This is a genomic window from Pseudomonas sp. R4-15 (assembly GCF_055768815.1).
The window spans coordinates 149,399-169,961 of the sequence record NZ_CM147293.1; the positions used below are offsets into that span (position 1 = coordinate 149,399).

Genomic DNA, 20,563 nt, shown 5'->3' on the forward strand with positions numbered 1-20,563 from the left:
GTCATAGGGGCTCGACGGGCGAGCCGCCCATAACGGAAAAAGGCCGGTGGCCTCAGCCACCAGCCGTCAGCCTCGGGCTTAGCCCGCCGGCTGGATACGCAAGGCGCGAGCTTACTTGAGCTCGACCTTGGCGCCTGCTTCTTCCAGGGACTTCTTGGCCGCTTCGGCCTCTTCCTTGGAAACGCCTTCCTTGACCACGCCAGGAGCGCCGTCAACGACAGCCTTGGCTTCTTTCAGGCCCAGGCCGGTCAGTTCACGAACGACCTTGATCACGTTCACTTTCTTGTCGCCGGCTTCGGTCAGCATGATGGTGAACTCGGTCTGCTCTTCGGCAGCCGCAGCAGCCGGGCCAGCAGCAGCAACGGTAGCAGCAGCGGCGGTAACGCCGAACTTCTCTTCCATCGCCTTGATCAGTTCGACGACCTGCATGACGGTCATTTCGGATACGGCGTTGATGATGTCTTCGTTGGTCAGAGCCATGACTCTATTCCTGTAATTGCTTGATGGCCGTCGGCCATCCGATTGAAGGGGTATGAAGGAAACGACGTCGCGCCATCAGGCGGCGGCGGATTCCTTCTGATCGCGGATGGCCGCCAGAGTACGAGCCAGCTTGCTGGTAGCGCCTTGAATCACGCTCATCAGCTGGGAAATGGCTTCGTCATAGGTCGGCAGAGTTGCCAGTACGTCGATCTGATTGGCTGCGAGGAACTGACCCTCGTAGGCAGCCGCCTTGATCTCGAACTTGTCCTGACCCTTGGAGAACTCCTTGAAGATACGGGCAGCAGCGCCCGGATGCTCGTTGGAGAACGCAATCAGGGTCGGGCCTTTGAACACGTCGTTGAGGATCTCGAACTGAGTGCCTTCAACGGCGCGACGAGCCAGGGTGTTACGTACGACTTTGACGTACACACCAGCCTCGCGGGCCTCTTTACGGAGTCCGGTCATGGCGCCTACGGTCACGCCACGGGCATCAGCCACGACAGCGGACAGGGCAGCTTTGGCAGCCTCGTTGACTTCAGCGACGATGGCCTTCTTGTCTTCGAGTTTAATTGCCACGGGTTTACTCCTGGATGTTACCGTTGCGATCGGCCGAGGCCGCTCGCCGTTTTGGTGTCTGATTCGGTACGAATCGGGAGCACCATCTGCGTAGGCTCCGTACTGCGTTTTAAGGCTTGCGCCACCTACGGTCTTGGATAGCCCCCGCCAGGCAGGGACCCCAATAGTTCGCGCATGGCCGCGGCCATGCGCGGGGTATTGCTTAGGCCTCGAGAGAGCCCTGATCGATCTGCAGGCCCGGACCCATGGTGCTGCTCAGGGTCACGCGCTGGACGTAGACACCCTTGGAGGTCGACGGCTTCAGGCGCTTGAGGTCAGCCAGCAGGGCTTCGACGTTCTGCTTGAGCTTGACCGGCTCGAAGTCGATCTTGCCAACGGAAGCGTGGATGATGCCGTTCTTGTCGGTACGGAAACGCACCTGACCAGCCTTGGCATTCTTCACGGCGGTAGCCACGTCCGGGGTCACGGTACCGACCTTCGGGTTCGGCATCAGGCCGCGCGGACCGAGGATCTGGCCCAGCTGACCGACGACACGCATGGCGTCCGGGGAGGCGATGACTACGTCGTAGTTCAGATCGCCCCCTTTCATTTCGGCAGCCAGCTCGTCCATGCCAACGCGCTCGGCACCTGCGGCCAGAGCAGCTTCGGCGTTGGCGCCCTGGGTGAACACGGCAACGCGAACGGATTTACCGGTGCCGTTCGGCAGCACGGTAGCGCCACGCACGACCTGGTCGGATTTACGCGGATCAACGCCAAGGTTGATGGAGATATCCACCGACTCCTTGAACTTGATGGTGGAGAGCTCGGCCAGCAGGCTGGCGGCTTCCTCGAAGGCATACTGCTTGCCGGCGACGACTTTCTCGGCAATCGCCTTCTGGCGCTTGGTCAGCTTGGCCATTACAGACCCTCCACGTTCAGGCCCATGCTACGGGCAGAGCCGGCGATGGTGCGCACGGCGGCATCCAGGTCAGCAGCGGTGAGGTCAGCCTGCTTGGCTTTGGCGATCTCTTCCAGCTGGGCACGGGTGACGGTGCCGACTTTCTGGCTGTTCGGACGGCTGGAGCCGCTAGCAATGCCAGCAGCCTTCTTCAGCAGCACCGAAGCCGGGGTGCTCTTGGTTTCGAACGTGAAGCTACGGTCGCTGTAGACGGTGATGATCACGGGAGTCGGCAGACCGGGCTCCATACCCTGGGTCTTGGCGTTGAACGCCTTGCAGAATTCCATGATATTGACACCGTGCTGGCCCAGAGCGGGACCGACCGGCGGCGACGGGTTGGCCTGACCGGCCTTCACTTGCAGCTTGATATAAGCCTGAATCTTCTTAGCCATGATGACTCCAGTTGCGGGTTCCAGCGCCCGAAGGCTCCCCGTTTGCTTACGCGTACATCCCAGTGACGACAAAACCCCGCAACCTTTGGCTGCGGGGTATGGGATCCATTAACCAGGTTAAACCTTCTCGACCTGGCTGAATTCCAGCTCCACCGGCGTGGAGCGCCCGAAAATGAGCACAGCGACTTGGATGCGGCTCTTTTCGTAGTTAACTTCTTCGACCACGCCATTGAAGTCCGCGAACGGACCATCGATGACACGAACGGTCTCACCCGGCTCGAACAGCGTTTTCGGCTTCGGACGGTCACCGCTATCGGCAACGCGACGCAGAATGGCCTCGGCCTCTTTGTCGGTGATAGGCGCGGGCTTGTCAGCGGTACCGCCGATGAAGCCCATGACGCGAGGCGTATCCTTGACCAAGTGCCAAGTCCCCTCGTTCATCTCCATCTGCACCAGCACATAGCCCGGAAAGAACTTACGTTCACTTTTGCGCTTCTGGCCATTACGCATTTCCACCACTTCTTCGGTGGGAACCAGAATCTCGCCGAACTCGTCTTCCATCCCGGCCAGCTTGACGCGCTCGATCAGCGAGCGCATGACATGCTTTTCATAACCTGAATAAGCATGCACGACGTACCAACGCTTAGCCACGGCGCACCCTTAACCTACGATGATCGAAACAACCCAACCCAGCAGGGAGTCGAGCCCCCAGAGCAGAAGCGCCATGATCAGCACCACCGCCACGACGATAAGCGTCGTCTGAGTGGTTTCCTGGCGCGTCGGCCAGACAACCTTGCGAATTTCGGCGCGAGCTTCCTTTGCAAGAACAAAGAAAGCCTGCCCCTTGCTGGTCTTGATCGCCACAGCGGCAGCAATCACCGCCAGAACCAGGACACCGAGCACGCGATACAGAATCGGCTCGCCAGCATAGTACTGGTTGCCGACAACCCCCACGACCACCAGCGCAGCCACTACGGCCCACTTGGCAAGATCGAAGCGAGAGTCTTTGGCTTCAGCCTTGGCGTTCATCTGCTGGATCCTGTGAAAAATGCCAGATTCACTTACTTCGGGAATCTGGCAGGCCAGGAGGGAATCGAACCCCCAACCTGCGGTTTTGGAGACCGCCGCTCTGCCAATTGAGCTACTGGCCTGTAACAAAGTCAGGCCGACCATTATGCCGGCCCGAGAGTTTCAGATCAACGATTATTCGAAGATCTTGGCAACCACGCCGGCGCCGACGGTACGACCGCCTTCGCGAATGGCGAAGCGCAGGCCGTCTTCCATGGCGATCGGAGCGATCAGGGTGACAACCATTTTGATGTTGTCGCCCGGCATCACCATCTCGACGCCTTCGGGCAGTTCGCAGTTACCGGTCACGTCAGTGGTACGGAAGTAGAACTGCGGGCGGTAGCCTTTGAAGAACGGCGTGTGACGACCGCCTTCTTCCTTGCTCAGCACGTACACTTCAGCTTCGAACTTGGTGTGCGGCTTGATGGTGCCCGGCTTGGCCAGAACCTGGCCACGCTCCACGTCTTCACGCTTGGTGCCACGCAGCAGTGCGCCGATGTTCTCGCCTGCACGACCTTCGTCGAGCAGCTTGCGGAACATTTCAACGCCGGTGCAGGTGGTCTTGGTGGTCGCCTTGATACCGACGATTTCCACTTCCTCACCCACCTTGACGATGCCACGCTCGACACGACCGGTCACCACGGTGCCACGGCCGGAGATAGAGAACACGTCTTCGATCGGCATCAGGAAGGGCTGGTCGATGGCACGAACCGGTTCGGGGATGTAGGCATCCAGGGTTTCCACCAGCTTGCGCACAGCGGAGACGCCGATTTCGTTGTCGTCTTTGCCTTCCAGCGCCATCAGCGCGGAACCGATGACGATCGGGGTGTCGTCGCCCGGGAAGTCATAGGTGGAGAGCAGGTCGCGAACTTCCATCTCGACCAGTTCCAGCAGCTCGGCGTCGTCGACCATGTCGGCCTTGTTCAGGAACACGACGATGTAAGGAACGCCAACCTGACGGGACAGCAGGATGTGCTCGCGGGTCTGCGGCATGGGGCCGTCAGCAGCGGAGCAAACCAGGATCGCGCCGTCCATCTGGGCGGCACCGGTGATCATGTTCTTCACATAGTCAGCGTGACCGGGGCAGTCAACGTGCGCGTAGTGACGGATGGACGAATCGTACTCGACGTGCGAGGTGTTGATGGTGATACCGCGAGCCTTTTCTTCCGGCGCGTTATCGATCTGCGAGAAATCGCGAGCGGCACCGCCCCAGGTCTCGGCGCAGACTTTGGTCAGCGCAGCAGTCAGCGTGGTCTTACCATGGTCAACGTGACCGATGGTGCCCACGTTCAGGTGCGGTTTGTTACGTTCGAATTTTTCCTTAGCCATCACCGTCTCCCGTCAGAGGAATTGAGCGAGTACGCCACCATTAAAACAAAGGCAGATATTTTCATATCTGCCTTTGCGAGATGGAGCTCATGAGCGGATTTGAACCGCTGACCTCACCCTTACCAAGGGTGTGCTCTACCAGCTGAGCTACATGAGCGAACCTTTTGCGACACCTGAAAAACTGGAGCGGGTAGCGGGAATCGAACCCGCATCATCAGCTTGGAAGGCTGAGGTTCTACCACTGAACTATACCCGCGGAGCCTTCAGCTCACGCTTGAATCTGGTGGAGGGGGAAGGATTCGAACCTTCGAAGTCGTAGACGTCAGATTTACAGTCTGATCCCTTTGGCCACTCGGGAACCCCTCCAAAGGAGGCGGCATTCTCATCGCTTGCCACCCTACTGTCAAGCATTTTCTCATTAAAAACTTGAGGTTAGCTTATCGACAGCCACTTCGTTGGGACCTTTCTAGAAAGCCTACCCCGCGAAGCGGGCGCCATTCTATTCAAACTATCAGGGCGTTGCAACGCTTTCGCACGACAATAGTTCCTGGCGCATCGTGGGGAAGTCCCTGACCAACTGAACCAGCAGCGCATCACCGAGCAAGGGTCGCTGAGAAGCGCTCAAGCGCAACCAGTAACTGCTCTCGGAGCGAGGTTGCTCTCGCATTTCTGCTCGATACCCGAGCGCCCTAACCCGATCGAGCAGCTTCCGAGCTGGCTCGGGCCTGGAGAAACTGCCAAGAGACAAGCCTCCAGCAAAGGCACCCTCGCCGATCAGATAGGCCTCGACCTCGCGTGCCTGCAACTCTCGCAACTGGCGTAGAGCGGCATCTCGCGATTCAAGCGGCGGCAGATACACCCAGTAATCCACCGCACGAACGGTCTCAAGCGTCCTTGGCTCCGCTGCGATATCCAGCCCATTCAGTCGCTGACCTAGCGCAAGCTGTGCATCGCGCCCGGCAAAGCCCCCAATAAACAGACAAACGCCAGGGGCCACCTCCGCGGGTGGGTTACCTTGAACAGGCGCCGATGGCGGAGCTTGCTCATCGACCTCATTGAGCAGACGTATAGGCGCAGCCCCACCCGTCACGAGCTCGAGCGGCGAGATCTCTCGAGCACGCAAAGGCGTCTGCTGTTGATGCCAGAGCCAGTAAAAAGTGTTGAGTACCAATAACAACAGGAATAGCCAGCGCATGCTTACTCCAACGGGCAAGCCAATGCCAACCCTCTGAACACAAGGTCCGGCACTACCTGGACTTCGGGCAAATGCGCCGTCACCAAATCCGCATCCCCTCCCGTCAGGTAAACATCGAACACATCCCCGAGATGCGCTTCCGCCAATGCCCACTGACCCTCGACGAATCCCCGCAGCATCAGCAAGCACCCACGCTCCACCGCCTGAACCGTGGTAACGCCCGGACGGGTGTCATGCAACGCGCGTTCGGCAGCCGTGTCGTCGTAGCGAATACGTCGCGTATGAGTTCGCAGCTCACTACGCATCAGCGGCATCCCCGGACAGATATAGCCTCCCAAGTGCACCCCATCAGCACTTACGAAATCGCACGTTACCGCCGTCCCCAGATCGATGACGAGACAAGCTCGACGGCGCACGCTATAAGCACCCACCAACGCCAACCAGCGATCCAGGCCCAGTCGCCGATAGTCTTCATAACCATTGCGCACGCCACCTAGCGAAAGGGCAGGCTGAGCACAAAGGGGGACTACCGAAAAAGCCTCGGCCAGCAGCCGGCAAAGACGGGCGGTTTCCTCGTCACTGCGCACGCTTACCAAGCGACACGCATCGATCTGCAAACCAGTGCGCAGGACATCCTCGAGTAACGCTTCATCGGAGGAGGCCAAACCCGCCGCCACCTGCAGCGCAGACTCAGAGACAACTCGCCATTTGAGCAGGCTGTTACCACAGTCCAATTCGAGAATCATGCCTGCAGCCTCAAACTGATTTCTCCTCCGCTGAATACCTGCTCACGTCCTTCAACCTGCAACCTCAGCGCACCACGCTCATCCACGCCCAGGACCTTTCCATATACCGGTTGCGCAGCACCACTAAGGGTAACATCGCGCCCCTGCCATAGATGAGCACGCTCCCACTCGGCACGCAGCGCGAGGAATCCTTCGGCAGCCAAACGTCGCAAGTAGCCTGTCAACAAGTGGTAAAAGCTCACGCACAGGCGATTACGGTCGCAAATCCGCCCCGTCTCCATGCGCAGGGAAGTCCAGGGCCTATCGATGGCGGTCTCGTCTCGCATGTTTACATTGATCCCGACACCAATCACGACCTGGCAGCTATCCGCCGGATCTCCAAGCAACTCCAACAAGACACCACTGATCTTGCGTTCGGCCACCAGAACATCATTCGGCCATTTGAGGCCTGCCGAAACACCCTCTCCCAGCAACAAGTCGCGAACAGCAAGACCCACGACCAGACTCAGCCCGTCCAAACCTTGCAGACCGAAAGGCAGCGGCCAGGCCAGAGAGAAATACAGATTCTTGGCAAAAGGGCTAATCCAGGACCGACCCCGACGACCGCGCCCCTGCGTCTGTTGCTCGGCCAAGACCAGCAAAGGCTCGCCACCGCTCTCCCGCAATAACCGAGAAGCCTGACTGTTGGTCGAATCAATTTCGTCGTAGGTGAATACACGTCCAACCAACCCTGTTTCCGTGGCGATCAGAACGGGATCCAAAAGGTCGACAGGTTCGGCGAGTCGATAACCCTTGCCAGGGACACGATGGACAATCAGGCCATAGTCACGCTGCAAGTTCTGCAAACGCTTCCACACCGCAGCGCGACTGACGCCCAGCGCAGCACCTAGCGCCTCGCCGGAGTGGAACGAGCCGTCCTGCAGCAGCTCAAGCAATGAACGCATGGAGGCCTCTCTCAAGGAAGGGACGCATCATAGCCACGCAAGCAGACCTTGCAAAGGAAGTACCGGGGACTTTTCTGCCGCCGAAAAGACCAAACCCCAGCCTGATTGCTCAGGCTGGGGTTTGGCGGAATAGAAGCTTGACGATGACCTACTCTCACATGGAGAAGCTCCACACTACCATCGGCGATATGTCGTTTCACTACTGAGTTCGGGATGGGATCAGGTGGTTCCAACACTCTATGGTCGTCAAGCAATGGGGTTGGGGTATCGTGGTTTAGACGCGACCCCAAAACGGGTTTGTGATAGTGCTTTTTTGCGAATTCATGCGTGAACTTTCGGTTCACATCGACTTCACCATCACCCTCTGCAGCTAGGCCACAGATTGTTTGGGTGTTATATGGTCAAGCCTCACGGGCAATTAGTACAGGTTAGCTCAACGCCTCACAACGCTTACACACCCTGCCTATCAACGTCGTAGTCTCCGACGGCCCTTTAGGGAGCTCGAGGCTCCAGTGAGATCTCATCTTGAGGCAAGTTTCCCGCTTAGATGCTTTCAGCGGTTATCTCTTCCGAACATAGCTACCCGGCAATGCCACTGGCGTGACAACCGGAACACCAGAGGTTCGTCCAACCCGGTCCTCTCGTACTAAGGTCAGCCCCTCTCAAATCTCAAACGTCCACGGCAGATAGGGACCGAACTGTCTCACGACGTTCTAAACCCAGCTCGCGTACCACTTTAAATGGCGAACAGCCATACCCTTGGGACCGGCTTCAGCCCCAGGATGTGATGAGCCGACATCGAGGTGCCAAACACCGCCGTCGATATGAACTCTTGGGCGGTATCAGCCTGTTATCCCCGGAGTACCTTTTATCCGTTGAGCGATGGCCCTTCCATACAGAACCACCGGATCACTAAGACCTACTTTCGTACCTGCTCGACGTGTCTGTCTCGCAGTCAAGCGCGCTTTTGCCTTTATACTCTGCGACCGATTTCCGACCGGTCTGAGCGCACCTTCGTACTCCTCCGTTACTCTTTAGGAGGAGACCGCCCCAGTCAAACTGCCCACCATACACTGTCCTCGCTCCGGATAACGGAGCAGAGTTAGAACCTCAAGCATGCCAGGGTGGTATTTCAAGGATGGCTCCACGCAGACTAGCGTCCACGTTTCAAAGCCTCCCACCTATCCTACACAAGCAGGCTCAAAGTCCAGTGCAAAGCTACAGTAAAGGTTCACGGGGTCTTTCCGTCTAGCCGCGGATACACTGCATCTTCACAGCGATTTCAATTTCACTGAGTCTCGGGTGGAGACAGCGCCGCCATCGTTACGCCATTCGTGCAGGTCGGAACTTACCCGACAAGGAATTTCGCTACCTTAGGACCGTTATAGTTACGGCCGCCGTTTACCGGGGCTTCGATCAAGAGCTTCGCTTGCGCTAACCCCATCAATTAACCTTCCGGCACCGGGCAGGCGTCACACCCTATACGTCCACTTTCGTGTTTGCAGAGTGCTGTGTTTTTAATAAACAGTCGCAGCGGCCTGGTATCTTCGACCGGCATGAGCTTACGGGGTAAACCCTTCACCCTCACCGGCGCACCTTCTCCCGAAGTTACGGTGCCATTTTGCCTAGTTCCTTCACCCGAGTTCTCTCAAGCGCCTTGGTATTCTCTACCCGACCACCTGTGTCGGTTTGGGGTACGGTTCCTAGTTACCTGAAGCTTAGAGGCTTTTCCTGGAAGCAGGGCATCAACCACTTCGCGCTCTAAAGAGCACTCGTCATCAGTTCTCGGCCTTAAGATCCCGGATTTACCTAAGATCTCAGCCTACTACCTTAAACACGGACAACCAACGCCGTGCTGGCCTAGCCTTCTCCGTCCCCCCATCGCAGTAACTAGAAGTACGGGAATATTGACCCGTTTCCCATCGACTACGCATTTCTGCCTCGCCTTAGGGGCCGACTCACCCTGCGTCGATTAACGTTGCGCAGGAACCCTTGGTCTTTCGGCGTGGGTGTTTTTCACACCCATTGTCGTTACTCATGTCAGCATTCGCACTTCTGATACCTCCAGCAAGCTTCTCAACTCACCTTCACAGGCTTACAGAACGCTCCTCTACCGCTCATCCAGAGGATGAACCCGTAGCTTCGGTACCTGGTTTGAGCCCCGTTACATCTTCCGCGCAGGCCGACTCGACTAGTGAGCTATTACGCTTTCTTTAAAGGATGGCTGCTTCTAAGCCAACCTCCTAGCTGTCTGAGCCTTCCCACATCGTTTCCCACTTAACCAGGATTTTGGGACCTTAGCTGACGGTCTGGGTTGTTTCCCTTTTCACGACGGACGTTAGCACCCGCCGTGTGTCTCCCGTGCTCGCACTTGCCGGTATTCGGAGTTTGCATCGGTTTGGTAAGTCGGGATGACCCCCTAGCCGAAACAGTGCTCTACCCCCAGCAGTGATACACGAGGCGCTACCTAAATAGCTTTCGAGGAGAACCAGCTATCTCCGAGCTTGATTAGCCTTTCACTCCGATCCACAAGTCATCCGCTACCTTTTCAACGGGAGTCGGTTCGGTCCTCCAGTCAGTGTTACCTAACCTTCAACCTGCTCATGGATAGATCGCCCGGTTTCGGGTCTATACCCAGCGACTAAACGCCCTATTAAGACTCGCTTTCGCTACGCCTCCCCTATACGGTTAAGCTCGCCACTGAATATAAGTCGCTGACCCATTATACAAAAGGTACGCAGTCACCTAACAAAGTAGGCTCCCACTGCTTGTACGCATACGGTTTCAGGTTCTATTTCACTCCCCTCTCCGGGGTTCTTTTCGCCTTTCCCTCACGGTACTGGTTCACTATCGGTCAGTCAGTAGTATTTAGCCTTGGAGGATGGTCCCCCCATCTTCAGACAACGTTTCACGTGCGCCGTCCTACTCGTTTTCACTTCAAGGACCCTTTCGTCTACGGGGCTATCACCCACTATGGCCGCACTTTCCAGAGCGTTCGACTAAAATCCAAGAAGCTTAAGGGCTGGTCCCCGTTCGCTCGCCACTACTAAGGGAATCTCGGTTGATTTCTTTTCCTCAGGGTACTTAGATGTTTCAGTTCCCCTGGTTCGCCTCTTACACCTATGTATTCAGTGTAAGATACCGATCTTATGATCGGTGGGTTTCCCCATTCAGATATCTCCGGATCAAAGTCTGTTTGCCGACTCCCCGAAGCTTTTCGCAGGCTACCACGTCTTTCATCGCCTCTGACTGCCAAGGCATCCACCGTATGCGCTTCTTCACTTGACCATATAACCCCAAGCAATCTGCCTCTCGGCACGCTCGGTATGGCGGTGAAGACGACATTCGCCGAAAATTCGCGCTTGAACTCGCAAATTTTACCTTGAGCTGTTCGATTGCAGTGAAAACAATCAAACAGTCACTTCTATCACAAACCCGAATTTTTAAAGAACAGTTCTGGCGCAAAGTCCAGAACTCAACACCCTTCCCTCTTCAGGAAAAGCGCTCAGTTCTGAGCTTTCGAAGCAATCGTGGTAAATGGTGGAGCCAAGGAGGATCGAACTCCTGACCTCCTGCGTGCAAAGCAGGCGCTCTCCCAGCTGAGCTATGGCCCCATCGATTGGTGGGTCTGGGCAGATTCGAACTGCCGACCTCACCCTTATCAGGGGTGCGCTCTAACCAACTGAGCTACAGACCCAATCGTTTACCGCTCGGGTCTATCAACCCAATCGCTTCTTCGTCAGTGAATCAAGCAATTCGTGTGGGTGCTTATGGCAAGGGAGATCTGTCGATTAAGGAGGTGATCCAGCCGCAGGTTCCCCTACGGCTACCTTGTTACGACTTCACCCCAGTCATGAATCACTCCGTGGTAACCGTCCCCCCGAAGGTTAGACTAGCTACTTCTGGAGCAACCCACTCCCATGGTGTGACGGGCGGTGTGTACAAGGCCCGGGAACGTATTCACCGTGACATTCTGATTCACGATTACTAGCGATTCCGACTTCACGCAGTCGAGTTGCAGACTGCGATCCGGACTACGATCGGTTTTATGGGATTGGCTCCACCTCGCGGCTTGGCAACCCTTTGTACCGACCATTGTAGCACGTGTGTAGCCCTGGCCGTAAGGGCCATGATGACTTGACGTCATCCCCACCTTCCTCCGGTTTGTCACCGGCAGTCTCCTTAGAGTGCCCACCATAACGTGCTGGTAACTAAGGACAAGGGTTGCGCTCGTTACGGGACTTAACCCAACATCTCACGACACGAGCTGACGACAGCCATGCAGCACCTGTGTCTGAGCTCCCGAAGGCACCAATCCATCTCTGGAAAGTTCTCAGCATGTCAAGGCCAGGTAAGGTTCTTCGCGTTGCTTCGAATTAAACCACATGCTCCACCGCTTGTGCGGGCCCCCGTCAATTCATTTGAGTTTTAACCTTGCGGCCGTACTCCCCAGGCGGTCGACTTAATGCGTTAGCTGCGCCACTAAAGTCTCAAGGACCCCAACGGCTAGTCGACATCGTTTACGGCGTGGACTACCAGGGTATCTAATCCTGTTTGCTCCCCACGCTTTCGCACCTCAGCGTCAGTGTTGGTCCAGGTGGTCGCCTTCGCCACTGGTGTTCCTTCCTATATCTACGCATTTCACCGCTACACAGGAAATTCCACCACCCTCTACCACACTCTAGTCAGCCAGTTTTGGAGGCAGTTCCCAGGTTGAGCCCGGGGATTTCACCTTCAACTTAACAAACCGCCTACGCGCGCTTTACGCCCAGTAATTCCGATTAACGCTTGCACCCTTCGTATTACCGCGGCTGCTGGCACGAAGTTAGCCGGTGCTTATTCTGTTGGTAACGTCAAAATTGCAGAGTATTAATCTACAACCCTTCCTCCCAACTTAAAGTGCTTTACAATCCGAAGACCTTCTTCACACACGCGGCATGGCTGGATCAGGCTTTCGCCCATTGTCCAATATTCCCCACTGCTGCCTCCCGTAGGAGTCTGGACCGTGTCTCAGTTCCAGTGTGACTGATCATCCTCTCAGACCAGTTACGGATCGTCGCCTAGGTGAGCCATTACCTCACCTACTAGCTAATCCGACCTAGGCTCATCTGATAGCGTGAGGTCCGAAGATCCCCCACTTTCTCCCGTAGGACGTATGCGGTATTAGCGTTCCTTTCGGAACGTTATCCCCCACTACCAGGCAGATTCCTAGGCATTACTCACCCGTCCGCCGCTGAATCCAGGAGCAAGCTCCCTTCATCCGCTCGACTTGCATGTGTTAGGCCTGCCGCCAGCGTTCAATCTGAGCCATGATCAAACTCTTCAGTTCAATACTGATCGGGTTTTGAGAAAACCCTAAACTTGGCTCAGCAATCGCAAAAAACTCTCGAATTCACGAGTGTTGCTTGTGATGCTGATAATCTTGCGATCTCAGTCTTAATCCACAAGCACCCACACGAATTGCTTGATTCAACTTGTTAAAGAGCGTTTCGGTCAGGCTTTCGTCTCAACCGAGGCCGCGCATTCTACAGCAGCCTTTCAATCTGTCAAGCAACTTTTCGAAAATTTCTTTTCTACTCAACCGCTTGGCGCTTACCGTGTTCGGAGAACCTCGTTAAGCGGGAGGCGAATTTTACAGCGAGCAATCTCGCTGTCAACTCCTTTTTCCTCCTCCTTCCAGCGCTTCGAGCCTGACGGCAGCACCGCCATTCTCGCACCTTCTTAACCGCTAACCCCTTGATTCTCAAGGCCTTTTCGGTGACGACTGCGCCGGAAGTGGTGCGCATTCTATAGCCTTTCCAATTCCGGTCAAGCGCTTTTTGGAGGTTTTTACTCGGCCACCAGGGAAATCCGCGCAAAGGCCTTCTTGCCAGCCTGGCAGACATGCATGGAACCGACCTCGAAAAGAAATTCGCGATCGACCACCTCTCCGTCGATCTTCACCGAACCCGCATTGAGCAGGTCACGGGCCGCGGCGGAGTTCTTCGCCAAGCCCGCACGGTTGAGTACCGCAGCGATAGGCAGCGCCTCCGCCGAAGCCAATTCGACTTCCGGCAGGTCCTCAGGCAGCTCGCCGTCACGCATGCGGTTGCCAGCGGAGCGGTGAGCGCTGGCCGCAGCCTCTTCCCCATGGAAGCGCGCCACGATCTCTTCAGCCAATTTGATCTTGATGTCTCGAGGATTGGCACCCAGCTCCACATCACGGCGGAAACCGTCGATCTCCGCCATGTCACGGAAGCTGAGCAACTCGAAGTAGCGCCACATCAACGAGTCAGGCATCGAGACCAACTTGTTGTACATGACCCCGGGCGCTTCCTGGATGCCTATATAGTTACCCAGCGATTTGGACATCTTCTTCACGCCGTCCAACCCCTCGAGCAGGGGCATGGTAACGATGCACTGCGACTCCTGACCGTACGCGCGCTGCAACTCGCGCCCCATCAGCAGGTTGAATTTCTGGTCAGTGCCGCCCAGTTCGACGTCGGCATGCAGGGCAACGGAGTCATACCCCTGCACCAGCGGATAAAGGAACTCATGGATGGCGATGGGCTGATTGCTGTTATAGCGCTTGTCGAAGTCGTCACGCTCGAGCATCCGGGCAACGGTGTACTGCGAAGCCAGGCGAATGAAGTCGGCCGGTGACAGAGCGTCCATCCAACTGGAGTTGAAGGCCACCTCCGTCAACGCCGGATCGAGGATCTTGAAGACCTGCGACTTGTAGGTCTCCGCATTCTCGAGGACCTGATCGCGGGTAAGTGGCGGGCGCGTGGCGCTCTTGCCACTGGGGTCGCCGATCATCCCGGTGAAGTCGCCAATGAGGAAGATGACCTGATGCCCTAGCTGCTGGAATTGACGCAGCTTATTGATAAGCACCGTATGCCCCAGGTGCAGGTCGGGCGCAGTCGGGTCAAAACCCGCCTTGATGCGCAGTGGCTGCCCACGTTTGAGCTTCTCCACCAACTCGGTCTCTACCAGCACCTCTTCCGCCCCGCGCTTGATCAGCGCCAGTTGCTCTTCCACCGACTTCATGGCCGCACTCGTCTACCCAGGTTTACGAAGGAACGCAACCATACAAGATCAGCCGGTAAAAACAAATTTGCCGCTCGGCGCGACCGCCCGACGCATAAGCCCCGGAATGGGGCATTCAGGGTTGCCTGTTGCTTTTTTTGATTATATTTTAGGCAGTTATTCGTAGCCCCAAAAGCCAACGCCCGCCATGACGACCCCCGCTCCCCGAGGCTTGCTATACCCGAAGAGCCATATTTTGGCCGCCAGTGGTGTCGCAGCGCTGCTCAGCCTGGCGCTGCTGGTCTTTCCCACCCGTGAGGTGGAGGCCAAAAGAACCTATCTGGACCTTGAAATGGACAGTGGCTCGCAAGCCACGATCCAACAACCCGACGAACTGACCCAAGCCCCCGAGGCCGATCAGGAGACGCCGTTCGCCGAGATCGATGCGCCTGAGGCCGCCGCAGTCGCGGGAACCGACGCCGACGCACAGGGGGGCGAACCCTCTTCCGACTCGCTGAAGAGCATCGTGGTCAGCGACGGAGACACGCTCTCTACCCTGTTCGCCAAAGTCGGACTGTCTGCCGCGCTGCTGCACCAGTTGCTCGACGGCAACAAGGAAGCACGTCAGTTCAGCCAATTGAGAGTGGGCCAGCAGCTCGACTTCGACCTTTCTCCGGAAGGCGAACTGCTCCATCTGTCCACCCGTGAAGGCAAGCTGGTAACCATCAGCCTGGCGCGCCAGGATGACGGCAGCTACCAGTTCAGCCGTGAAGAAGCGACCCCAGAGGTACGCAACAGCTATGCCCACGGCGTGATCGATAGCTCTCTGTTCCTCGCCGCGCAACGTGCAGGCCTCTCGCACAACCTGACGATGGAACTGGCCAATATCTTCGGCTACGACATCGACTTCGCGCGCGAGATTCGCGAAGGCGATGAGTTCGAGGTGATCTACGAGGACAAGTACCACGACGGCAAGCGCGTCGGGGCTGGCAACATTCTCGCCGCACGCTTCGTCAACAACGGCAAGACCCACACGGCGGTTCGCTACACCAGCAAGGGTGGTACGACCAACTACTACACCGCTGATGGCAACAGTATGCGCCGCGCATTCATCCGCACTCCGGTGGAGTTCTCGCGCATCAGTTCGCGCTTCTCCATGGGCCGACGCCACCCGGTGCTGAACAAGATTCGCGCACACAAAGGCGTCGACTACGCAGCACCTACCGGAACGCCGATCAAGGCGGCCGGGGACGGCCGCATCGTCGAAGCTGGGCGCAAGGGCGGTTACGGCAACGCCGTGGTGATCAAGCACGGCCAGCGCTATTCCACCCTCTACGGACACATGAGCCGGATCGCCAAGGGCATTCGTGCCGGAAGCAATGTGAAACAGGGCCAGATCATCGGCTATGTCGGGATGACCGGCCTCGCCACGGGCCCTCACCTGCATTACGAGTTCCGCATCAACGGCCAGCATGTCGATCCGCTCGGCGTGAAGCTGCCGATGGCAGACCCCATTGCCGCCAGCGAGAAGAAACGCTTCATGCAGATCAGCCAGCCGCTCATGGCACGCCTTGATCAGGAAAAGGCGACGCTCGTGGCGATGAACAAGCGCTGATGCCACGTTACCTCGGGGTGATGTCCGGTACCAGCCTGGACGGACTGGACATCGCCCTGATCGAGCAGGAATCCAACCGGACTCGCCTGCTCGCCTCCCACTACACTCTGATGCCCGATGATCTTCGTCAGGACCTGCTCGCACTGTGCAGCAGCGGTGAGGACGAGCTCGCACGCGCCGCACTGGCAGAGAATCGCTGGGCAGCCCTCGCCGCAGAAGGCATCCAGCAGCTCCTGCACAACCAGCAACTGCACGCCAGGGACATACGCGCCATCGGCAGCCACGGGCAGACGGTACGCCACGAACCGGCACGCGGCTTCACCGTGCAAATCGGCAACCCGGCATTGCTTGCGGAACTGACCGGCATCAGCGTCGTGGCTGACTTCCGTCGTCGTGACGTCGCTGCCGGAGGTCAGGGCGCACCATTGGTTCCCGCCTTCCACGACAGCCTGTTCGGCGCGGACGGCACCCCCCGGGCGATTCTGAACTTGGGCGGCTTCAGCAACCTGAGTCTGGTGGGCAGCGGTCCGGTTCGCGGGTTCGACTGCGGCCCGGGAAACGTACTCTTGGACATCTGGATCGCCCGTAGCCTGGGCCAGAGCTATGACGCGAACGGCGCCTGGAGCGAAAGCGGAACACTGGACGAAGCATTGCTGCACGAACTGCTGAGCGATCCCTTCTTCGCCTTGCAAGGGCCCAAGAGCACAGGCCGGGAAACCTTCAATGAAGCCTGGCTGCTGGACAAGCTCGGCACCCGGCAGATTCCCGCAGAGAACGTACAGCGCACGCTGTTGGAGCTTACTGCAGCCTCTGTCAGCGATGCACTGCTCGCTTCCGGGCATGCGGCACAAGAGCTATTGGTCTGTGGTGGAGGTGCGCACAACGGTGCTCTACTCAGGCGCCTCGGCGAACGACTACCGGGCATCCGCGTGCGCACGACGGACGAGTGTGGCATTTCAGCAGACTGGATGGAGGCGATGGCCTTCGCCTGGCTGGCGCACTGCTGCCTGGAGGGCTTGCCAGGCAATCGGCCAGAGGTTACCGGCGCACAAGGACCACGAATTCTCGGCGCTATCTACCCCGCCTGAAGCGCCACCTCATGCGGCGCTCCGAAAAGGCCGGCATGGTCAGATCGAGAACGACTGACCGCAACCACAGGTGGTGGAGGCATTGGGGTTGTTGATGACGAAGCGAGAGCCCTCGAGCCCCTCTTGATAGTCAACTTCCGCACCGGCCAGGTACTGGAAACTCATCGGATCCACGACCAGACTCACGCCCTCGCGCTCGACGATGGTGTCGTCTTCCGCCACCTCCTCATCGAACGTGAAGCCGTACTGGAAGCCGGAGCAACCACCACCGGTGACGAAGACGCGCAATTTCAGCCGCGGGTTGCCTTCCTCATCGATCAGCGTCTTAACCTTGCTGGCCGCACCCGGGGTGAACTGCATGGCAGAAGGGGTGAAGCTTTCGACAGTCATCATGTATCTCCCGGCCGAAGGCCGTCATCCAAGCGGCTCATTATCCGCTTTCCCGACAAATTCAGTCAACTTTAGCGAAAGAAACTGACGCCGTATTCCTCGACAGGCGAGGCGCGCACGATGCCCCATGATACGGCGGGCCTATTGCAGCGGCCAAGCGCCCCGGTGACGAGCGTTCAAGGCTGCCTTAACATGCCAGATCAACCTGCACTGGAAGCACGCGCATGCTTTACCTCTGGATCAAGGCCTTCCACATCATCGCGGTGGTCTGCTGGTTCGCCGGTCTCTTCTATCTGCCGCGGCTGTTCGTTTACCACGCCATGAGCGACGACGCCCCCAGCCGCGAGCGCTTCTGCGTGATGGAGCGCAAGCTGTACCGCGGCATCATGGGTCCCTCGATGATCCTCGTGCTGGTCCTTGGCGCCTGGATGCTCTACCTCAACCCCGCCTGGCTGAAGATGGGCTGGCTGCACGTCAAGCTACTGCTGGTCGCCTTCCTGATCGGTTACCACCATGTCTGTGGCGCCCAGATCAAACGCTTCGCCCGAGGCGAGAACGGTCGCAGCCACGTCTACTTTCGCTGGTTCAACGAAGTCCCGGTGCTGTTTCTCTTGGTCATCGTGATACTGGTGGTGGTCAAGCCGTTCTGAGCCCGTACATGCGCCTACGTGTCCCACGAGCGCCCCGGCCAACTGCGTTAAACTGCCGCGTCATCCTGCTGTCGGAGAACCCCATGCCCGAGACCAGCCGTCATTACACACCGCTGGATCGCCTACTTCTTCAGGCCAATACCGCCTTGCGCACCCTCTTGCCGTTCAGTGGCCAGCCACACCGGCCATCCCCGGCGTTGCTCAAGGAGTCGGCGGAGCTGGACGAAGCACAAGGCCGCCACGTCGCCGGCCTGATGCGCATCAACCATACCGGCGAGGTCTGCGCGCAAGGGCTTTACCAGGGGCAAGCGCTCACCGCCAAGCTTCCCGAGATCCGCCAGGCGATGGAGCACGCGGCCGAAGAGGAAATCGATCATCTGGCCTGGTGCGAGCAGCGCATTCGTGAGCTGGGTAGCCACACCAGTGTGCTGAACCCGTTGTTCTATGGCATGTCCTTTGGCATCGGTGCGCTCGCCGGCGCCATCAGCGATCGCGTCAGCCTGGGCTTCGTGGCCGCCACCGAGGACCAGGTATGCAAGCACCTCGACGCCCACCTGGAGCAGATACCGGAAGCCGACCAGCGCTCCCGGGCGATTCTCGAACAGATGCGCGTCGATGAAGAGCAGCACTCGACCAACGCCCTGTCCGCAGGAGGCATACGCTTCCCAGCACCGGTCAAATTCGGCATGACGCTACTCTCCAAGGTAATGACCAAGACCACCTACCGCATCTGACGCACGACGAAGAAGGGCGCCCTCAGGCGCCCTTTTCATATACGGCCACGGCGTCTAGCCGAGCTCGACGATCTCGTAGTCGTGGGTGATCTCCACGCCCGCGCGCCCGAGCATGATCGAAGCCGAACAGTATTTCTCTGCCGACAATTCAACGGCGCGCTTGACCTGTGCCTCCTTCAACCCGCGCCCCTTGACCACGAAATGCACGTGGATGCGGGTGAAGACCTTGGGGTCTTCATCGGCGCGATCGGCGTCCAGAAAGGCTTCGCAGCTCTCTACCGCCTGCCGGGACTTCTTGAGGATGCTCATCACATCGAAGTTGGTGCAGCCACCCAGGCCGAGCAGCAGCATTTCCATCGGACGCACACCGAGGTTACGACCACCATGATCGGGCGGGCCATCCATCACGACCACGTGGCCGCTGCCCGACTCTCCCAGGAACATCGCCTCACCGGCCCACTGGATTCGCGCTTTCATCGTTTCGTACCCGCCGCGTCTGCTCAGCCAAAGGCTGGGAAAGATAGGGGCTCGGCGCCCCGGGCGCAAGGCCTCCTGGGATGCCCCTTGCCCCCTCAGAGAAGCGCAGCAACGCCAAACCGTTCACAAAAAACGCACTGCGTCCGAGCGTCGTCTTATATGACGCTATTGCAACAGGCAGAATATCCTTTCAAGCCGCAAGGACATGCACTTTCCGCCGCTGGCCACAGACAAAGGACCCCGGGCATGGTAGCCATCAATCCTCTCACGCGACCCCGCCATTTCGACATTCTCCTCGCCCACGCTCACCGGCGCCGTCACGCGGCCAAGAGCACCATCATCTATGCGGGTGATCCCTGCGATTCGCTGTTCCTCATCGTGAAGGGCTCCGTCACCGTACTGATCGAGGACGACGATGGCCGTGAGATGATCATCGCCTACCTCAATGCCGGAGACTTCTTTGGCGAGATGGGGCTGTTCGACACCGACGGCGAGGAGCATCCCCGCAGCGCCTGGGTGCGCACCCGCAGCGAATGCGAAATCGCCGAGCTGAGCTACAGCAAGTGCCGGGAACTCGCCAAGCAGTCCCCGGAAATACTCCTGGCGATCGGCCGGCAGCTCGCCGAACGGCTGCGCAATACCACCCGCAAGGTTGGAGACCTGGCCTTTCTAGACGTCACCGGCCGTGTCGCGCGTACGCTGCTGGACCTGTGCAAGCAGCCCGACGCCATGACCCACCCCGACGGCATGCAGATCAAGATCACCCGCCAGGAGATCGGCCGCATCGTGGGCTGCTCAAGGGAAATGGTCGGCCGCGTGCTGAAAAGCCTGCAGGAGCAAGGTCTGGTACACGTCAAAGGCAAGACCATGGTGGTGCACGGGACGCGCTAGCACTCCGCACCCAATGGAAAAAGCCCGCGAATGCGGGCTTTCT

At 58.2% G+C, this 20,563-nt stretch carries 18 protein-coding genes, 6 tRNA genes and 3 rRNA genes; 5 read left to right on the plus strand and 22 right to left on the minus strand.

Annotation, left to right across the window (positions count from 1 at the left end; translation table 11 throughout):
• Positions 1 to 111 precede the first annotated feature (111 nt).
• The 20 genes from rplL to tyrS all read right to left on the minus strand — a co-directional run bounded on the left by rplL (position 112) and on the right by tyrS (position 14,696).
• Entirely contained in the window at positions 112 to 480 is a 369-nt protein-coding gene (gene rplL / locus ACYRGX_RS00775) for a 50S ribosomal protein L7/L12 (RefSeq protein ID WP_473054724.1), read from the minus strand.
• A 75-nt stretch (positions 481 to 555) separates the two neighbouring features.
• Entirely contained in the window at positions 556 to 1,056 is a 501-nt protein-coding gene (gene rplJ / locus ACYRGX_RS00780) for a 50S ribosomal protein L10 (RefSeq protein ID WP_473054725.1), read from the minus strand.
• 202 nt (positions 1,057 to 1,258) lie between these two features.
• Positions 1,259 to 1,954 carry a 50S ribosomal protein L1 gene (gene rplA / locus ACYRGX_RS00785; protein WP_473054726.1) on the minus strand — a complete coding sequence of 232 codons (696 nt, stop codon included), beginning with the start codon at positions 1,952 to 1,954 and terminating at the stop codon, positions 1,259 to 1,261.
• Positions 1,954 to 2,385 carry a 50S ribosomal protein L11 gene (rplK, locus tag ACYRGX_RS00790; protein WP_473054727.1) on the minus strand — a complete coding sequence of 144 codons (432 nt, stop codon included), beginning with the start codon at positions 2,383 to 2,385 and terminating at the stop codon, positions 1,954 to 1,956. Before rplK ends, rplA begins: the two co-directional genes overlap by 1 nt.
• Before the next feature lie 117 nt (positions 2,386 to 2,502).
• Positions 2,503 to 3,036: a transcription termination/antitermination protein NusG gene (gene nusG / locus ACYRGX_RS00795; protein ID WP_473054728.1), complete on the minus strand. Its 534-nt coding sequence runs from the start codon at positions 3,034 to 3,036 to the stop codon at positions 2,503 to 2,505.
• Between the two features lie 9 nt (positions 3,037 to 3,045).
• Positions 3,046 to 3,414, minus strand: a complete 369-nt coding sequence (secE, locus tag ACYRGX_RS00800; RefSeq protein WP_473054729.1) for a preprotein translocase subunit SecE — start codon at positions 3,412 to 3,414, stop codon at positions 3,046 to 3,048.
• Positions 3,415 to 3,460: 46 nt separating this feature from the next.
• Positions 3,461 to 3,536 (minus strand) — tRNA-Trp (locus ACYRGX_RS00805).
• Positions 3,537 to 3,588: 52 nt separating this feature from the next.
• Positions 3,589 to 4,782: an elongation factor Tu gene (tuf, locus tag ACYRGX_RS00810; RefSeq protein ID WP_473054719.1), complete on the minus strand. Its 1,194-nt coding sequence runs from the start codon at positions 4,780 to 4,782 to the stop codon at positions 3,589 to 3,591.
• An 81-nt stretch (positions 4,783 to 4,863) separates the two neighbouring features.
• A tRNA-Thr gene (locus tag ACYRGX_RS00815) sits at positions 4,864 to 4,939 on the minus strand.
• 25 nt (positions 4,940 to 4,964) lie between these two features.
• Positions 4,965 to 5,038, minus strand: a tRNA-Gly gene (locus ACYRGX_RS00820).
• Between the two features lie 25 nt (positions 5,039 to 5,063).
• Positions 5,064 to 5,148 (minus strand) — tRNA-Tyr (locus tag ACYRGX_RS00825).
• Positions 5,149 to 5,293: 145 nt separating this feature from the next.
• Complete coding sequence (locus tag ACYRGX_RS00830) at positions 5,294 to 5,977, minus strand: SPOR domain-containing protein (protein ID WP_473054730.1); 684 nt, start codon at positions 5,975 to 5,977, stop codon at positions 5,294 to 5,296.
• 2 nt (positions 5,978 to 5,979) lie between these two features.
• On the minus strand, positions 5,980 to 6,723 hold the full coding sequence (locus tag ACYRGX_RS00835) for a pantothenate kinase (protein WP_473054731.1): 744 nt from the start codon (positions 6,721 to 6,723) through the stop codon (positions 5,980 to 5,982).
• Positions 6,720 to 7,667 (minus strand): bifunctional biotin--[acetyl-CoA-carboxylase] ligase/biotin operon repressor BirA, encoded by a 948-nt coding sequence (gene birA / locus ACYRGX_RS00840; RefSeq protein ID WP_473054732.1) that lies wholly within the window; start codon positions 7,665 to 7,667, stop codon positions 6,720 to 6,722. The genes ACYRGX_RS00835 and birA overlap by 4 nt, the downstream gene beginning before the upstream one ends.
• Positions 7,668 to 7,802: 135 nt before the next feature.
• Positions 7,803 to 7,918: ribosomal RNA gene (gene rrf, locus ACYRGX_RS00845) — 5S ribosomal RNA — on the minus strand.
• A 146-nt stretch (positions 7,919 to 8,064) separates the two neighbouring features.
• Positions 8,065 to 10,955, minus strand: a 23S ribosomal RNA gene (locus tag ACYRGX_RS00850).
• 250 nt (positions 10,956 to 11,205) lie between these two features.
• Positions 11,206 to 11,281, minus strand: a tRNA-Ala gene (locus ACYRGX_RS00855).
• Positions 11,282 to 11,287: 6 nt separating this feature from the next.
• Positions 11,288 to 11,364: transfer RNA gene (locus tag ACYRGX_RS00860), tRNA-Ile, on the minus strand.
• A 95-nt stretch (positions 11,365 to 11,459) separates the two neighbouring features.
• A 16S ribosomal RNA gene (locus ACYRGX_RS00865) occupies positions 11,460 to 12,996 on the minus strand.
• The 16S, 23S and 5S rRNA genes sit together here with 2 tRNA genes alongside, the layout of an rRNA operon.
• Before the next feature lie 500 nt (positions 12,997 to 13,496).
• On the minus strand, positions 13,497 to 14,696 hold the full coding sequence (gene tyrS / locus ACYRGX_RS00870; protein ID WP_473054733.1) for a tyrosine--tRNA ligase: 1,200 nt from the start codon (positions 14,694 to 14,696) through the stop codon (positions 13,497 to 13,499).
• A gap of 187 nt (positions 14,697 to 14,883) precedes the next feature.
• Between tyrS and ACYRGX_RS00875 the strand changes: the two genes are divergently transcribed.
• Positions 14,884 to 16,290: a peptidoglycan DD-metalloendopeptidase family protein gene (locus ACYRGX_RS00875; protein WP_473054734.1), complete on the plus strand. Its 1,407-nt coding sequence runs from the start codon at positions 14,884 to 14,886 to the stop codon at positions 16,288 to 16,290.
• On the plus strand, positions 16,290 to 17,378 hold the full coding sequence (locus ACYRGX_RS00880; protein WP_473054735.1) for an anhydro-N-acetylmuramic acid kinase: 1,089 nt from the start codon (positions 16,290 to 16,292) through the stop codon (positions 17,376 to 17,378). Before ACYRGX_RS00875 ends, ACYRGX_RS00880 begins: the two co-directional genes overlap by 1 nt.
• A gap of 39 nt (positions 17,379 to 17,417) precedes the next feature.
• Here the strand turns inward: ACYRGX_RS00880 and erpA are convergent, their stop codons facing one another.
• The gene (erpA, locus tag ACYRGX_RS00885) at positions 17,418 to 17,768 is read right to left on the minus strand and encodes an iron-sulfur cluster insertion protein ErpA (RefSeq protein ID WP_473056606.1); all 351 of its coding nucleotides are present in this window, start codon (positions 17,766 to 17,768) and stop codon (positions 17,418 to 17,420) included.
• Positions 17,769 to 17,992: 224 nt separating this feature from the next.
• Between erpA and hemJ the strand changes: the two genes are divergently transcribed.
• Positions 17,993 to 18,418 (plus strand): protoporphyrinogen oxidase HemJ, encoded by a 426-nt coding sequence (hemJ, locus tag ACYRGX_RS00890; RefSeq protein ID WP_473054736.1) that lies wholly within the window; start codon positions 17,993 to 17,995, stop codon positions 18,416 to 18,418.
• Positions 18,419 to 18,501: 83 nt separating this feature from the next.
• Positions 18,502 to 19,152, plus strand: a complete 651-nt coding sequence (gene coq7 / locus ACYRGX_RS00895) for a 2-polyprenyl-3-methyl-6-methoxy-1,4-benzoquinone monooxygenase (RefSeq protein WP_473054737.1) — start codon at positions 18,502 to 18,504, stop codon at positions 19,150 to 19,152.
• Between the two features lie 54 nt (positions 19,153 to 19,206).
• On the opposite strand, the gene ACYRGX_RS00900 is transcribed toward coq7, so the two are convergent.
• The gene (locus tag ACYRGX_RS00900) at positions 19,207 to 19,629 is read right to left on the minus strand and encodes an OsmC family protein (protein ID WP_473054738.1); all 423 of its coding nucleotides are present in this window, start codon (positions 19,627 to 19,629) and stop codon (positions 19,207 to 19,209) included.
• A 246-nt stretch (positions 19,630 to 19,875) separates the two neighbouring features.
• Between ACYRGX_RS00900 and crp the strand changes: the two genes are divergently transcribed.
• Positions 19,876 to 20,520 (plus strand): cAMP-activated global transcriptional regulator CRP, encoded by a 645-nt coding sequence (gene crp, locus ACYRGX_RS00905; RefSeq protein ID WP_473054739.1) that lies wholly within the window; start codon positions 19,876 to 19,878, stop codon positions 20,518 to 20,520.
• Positions 20,521 to 20,563 lie beyond the last annotated feature (43 nt).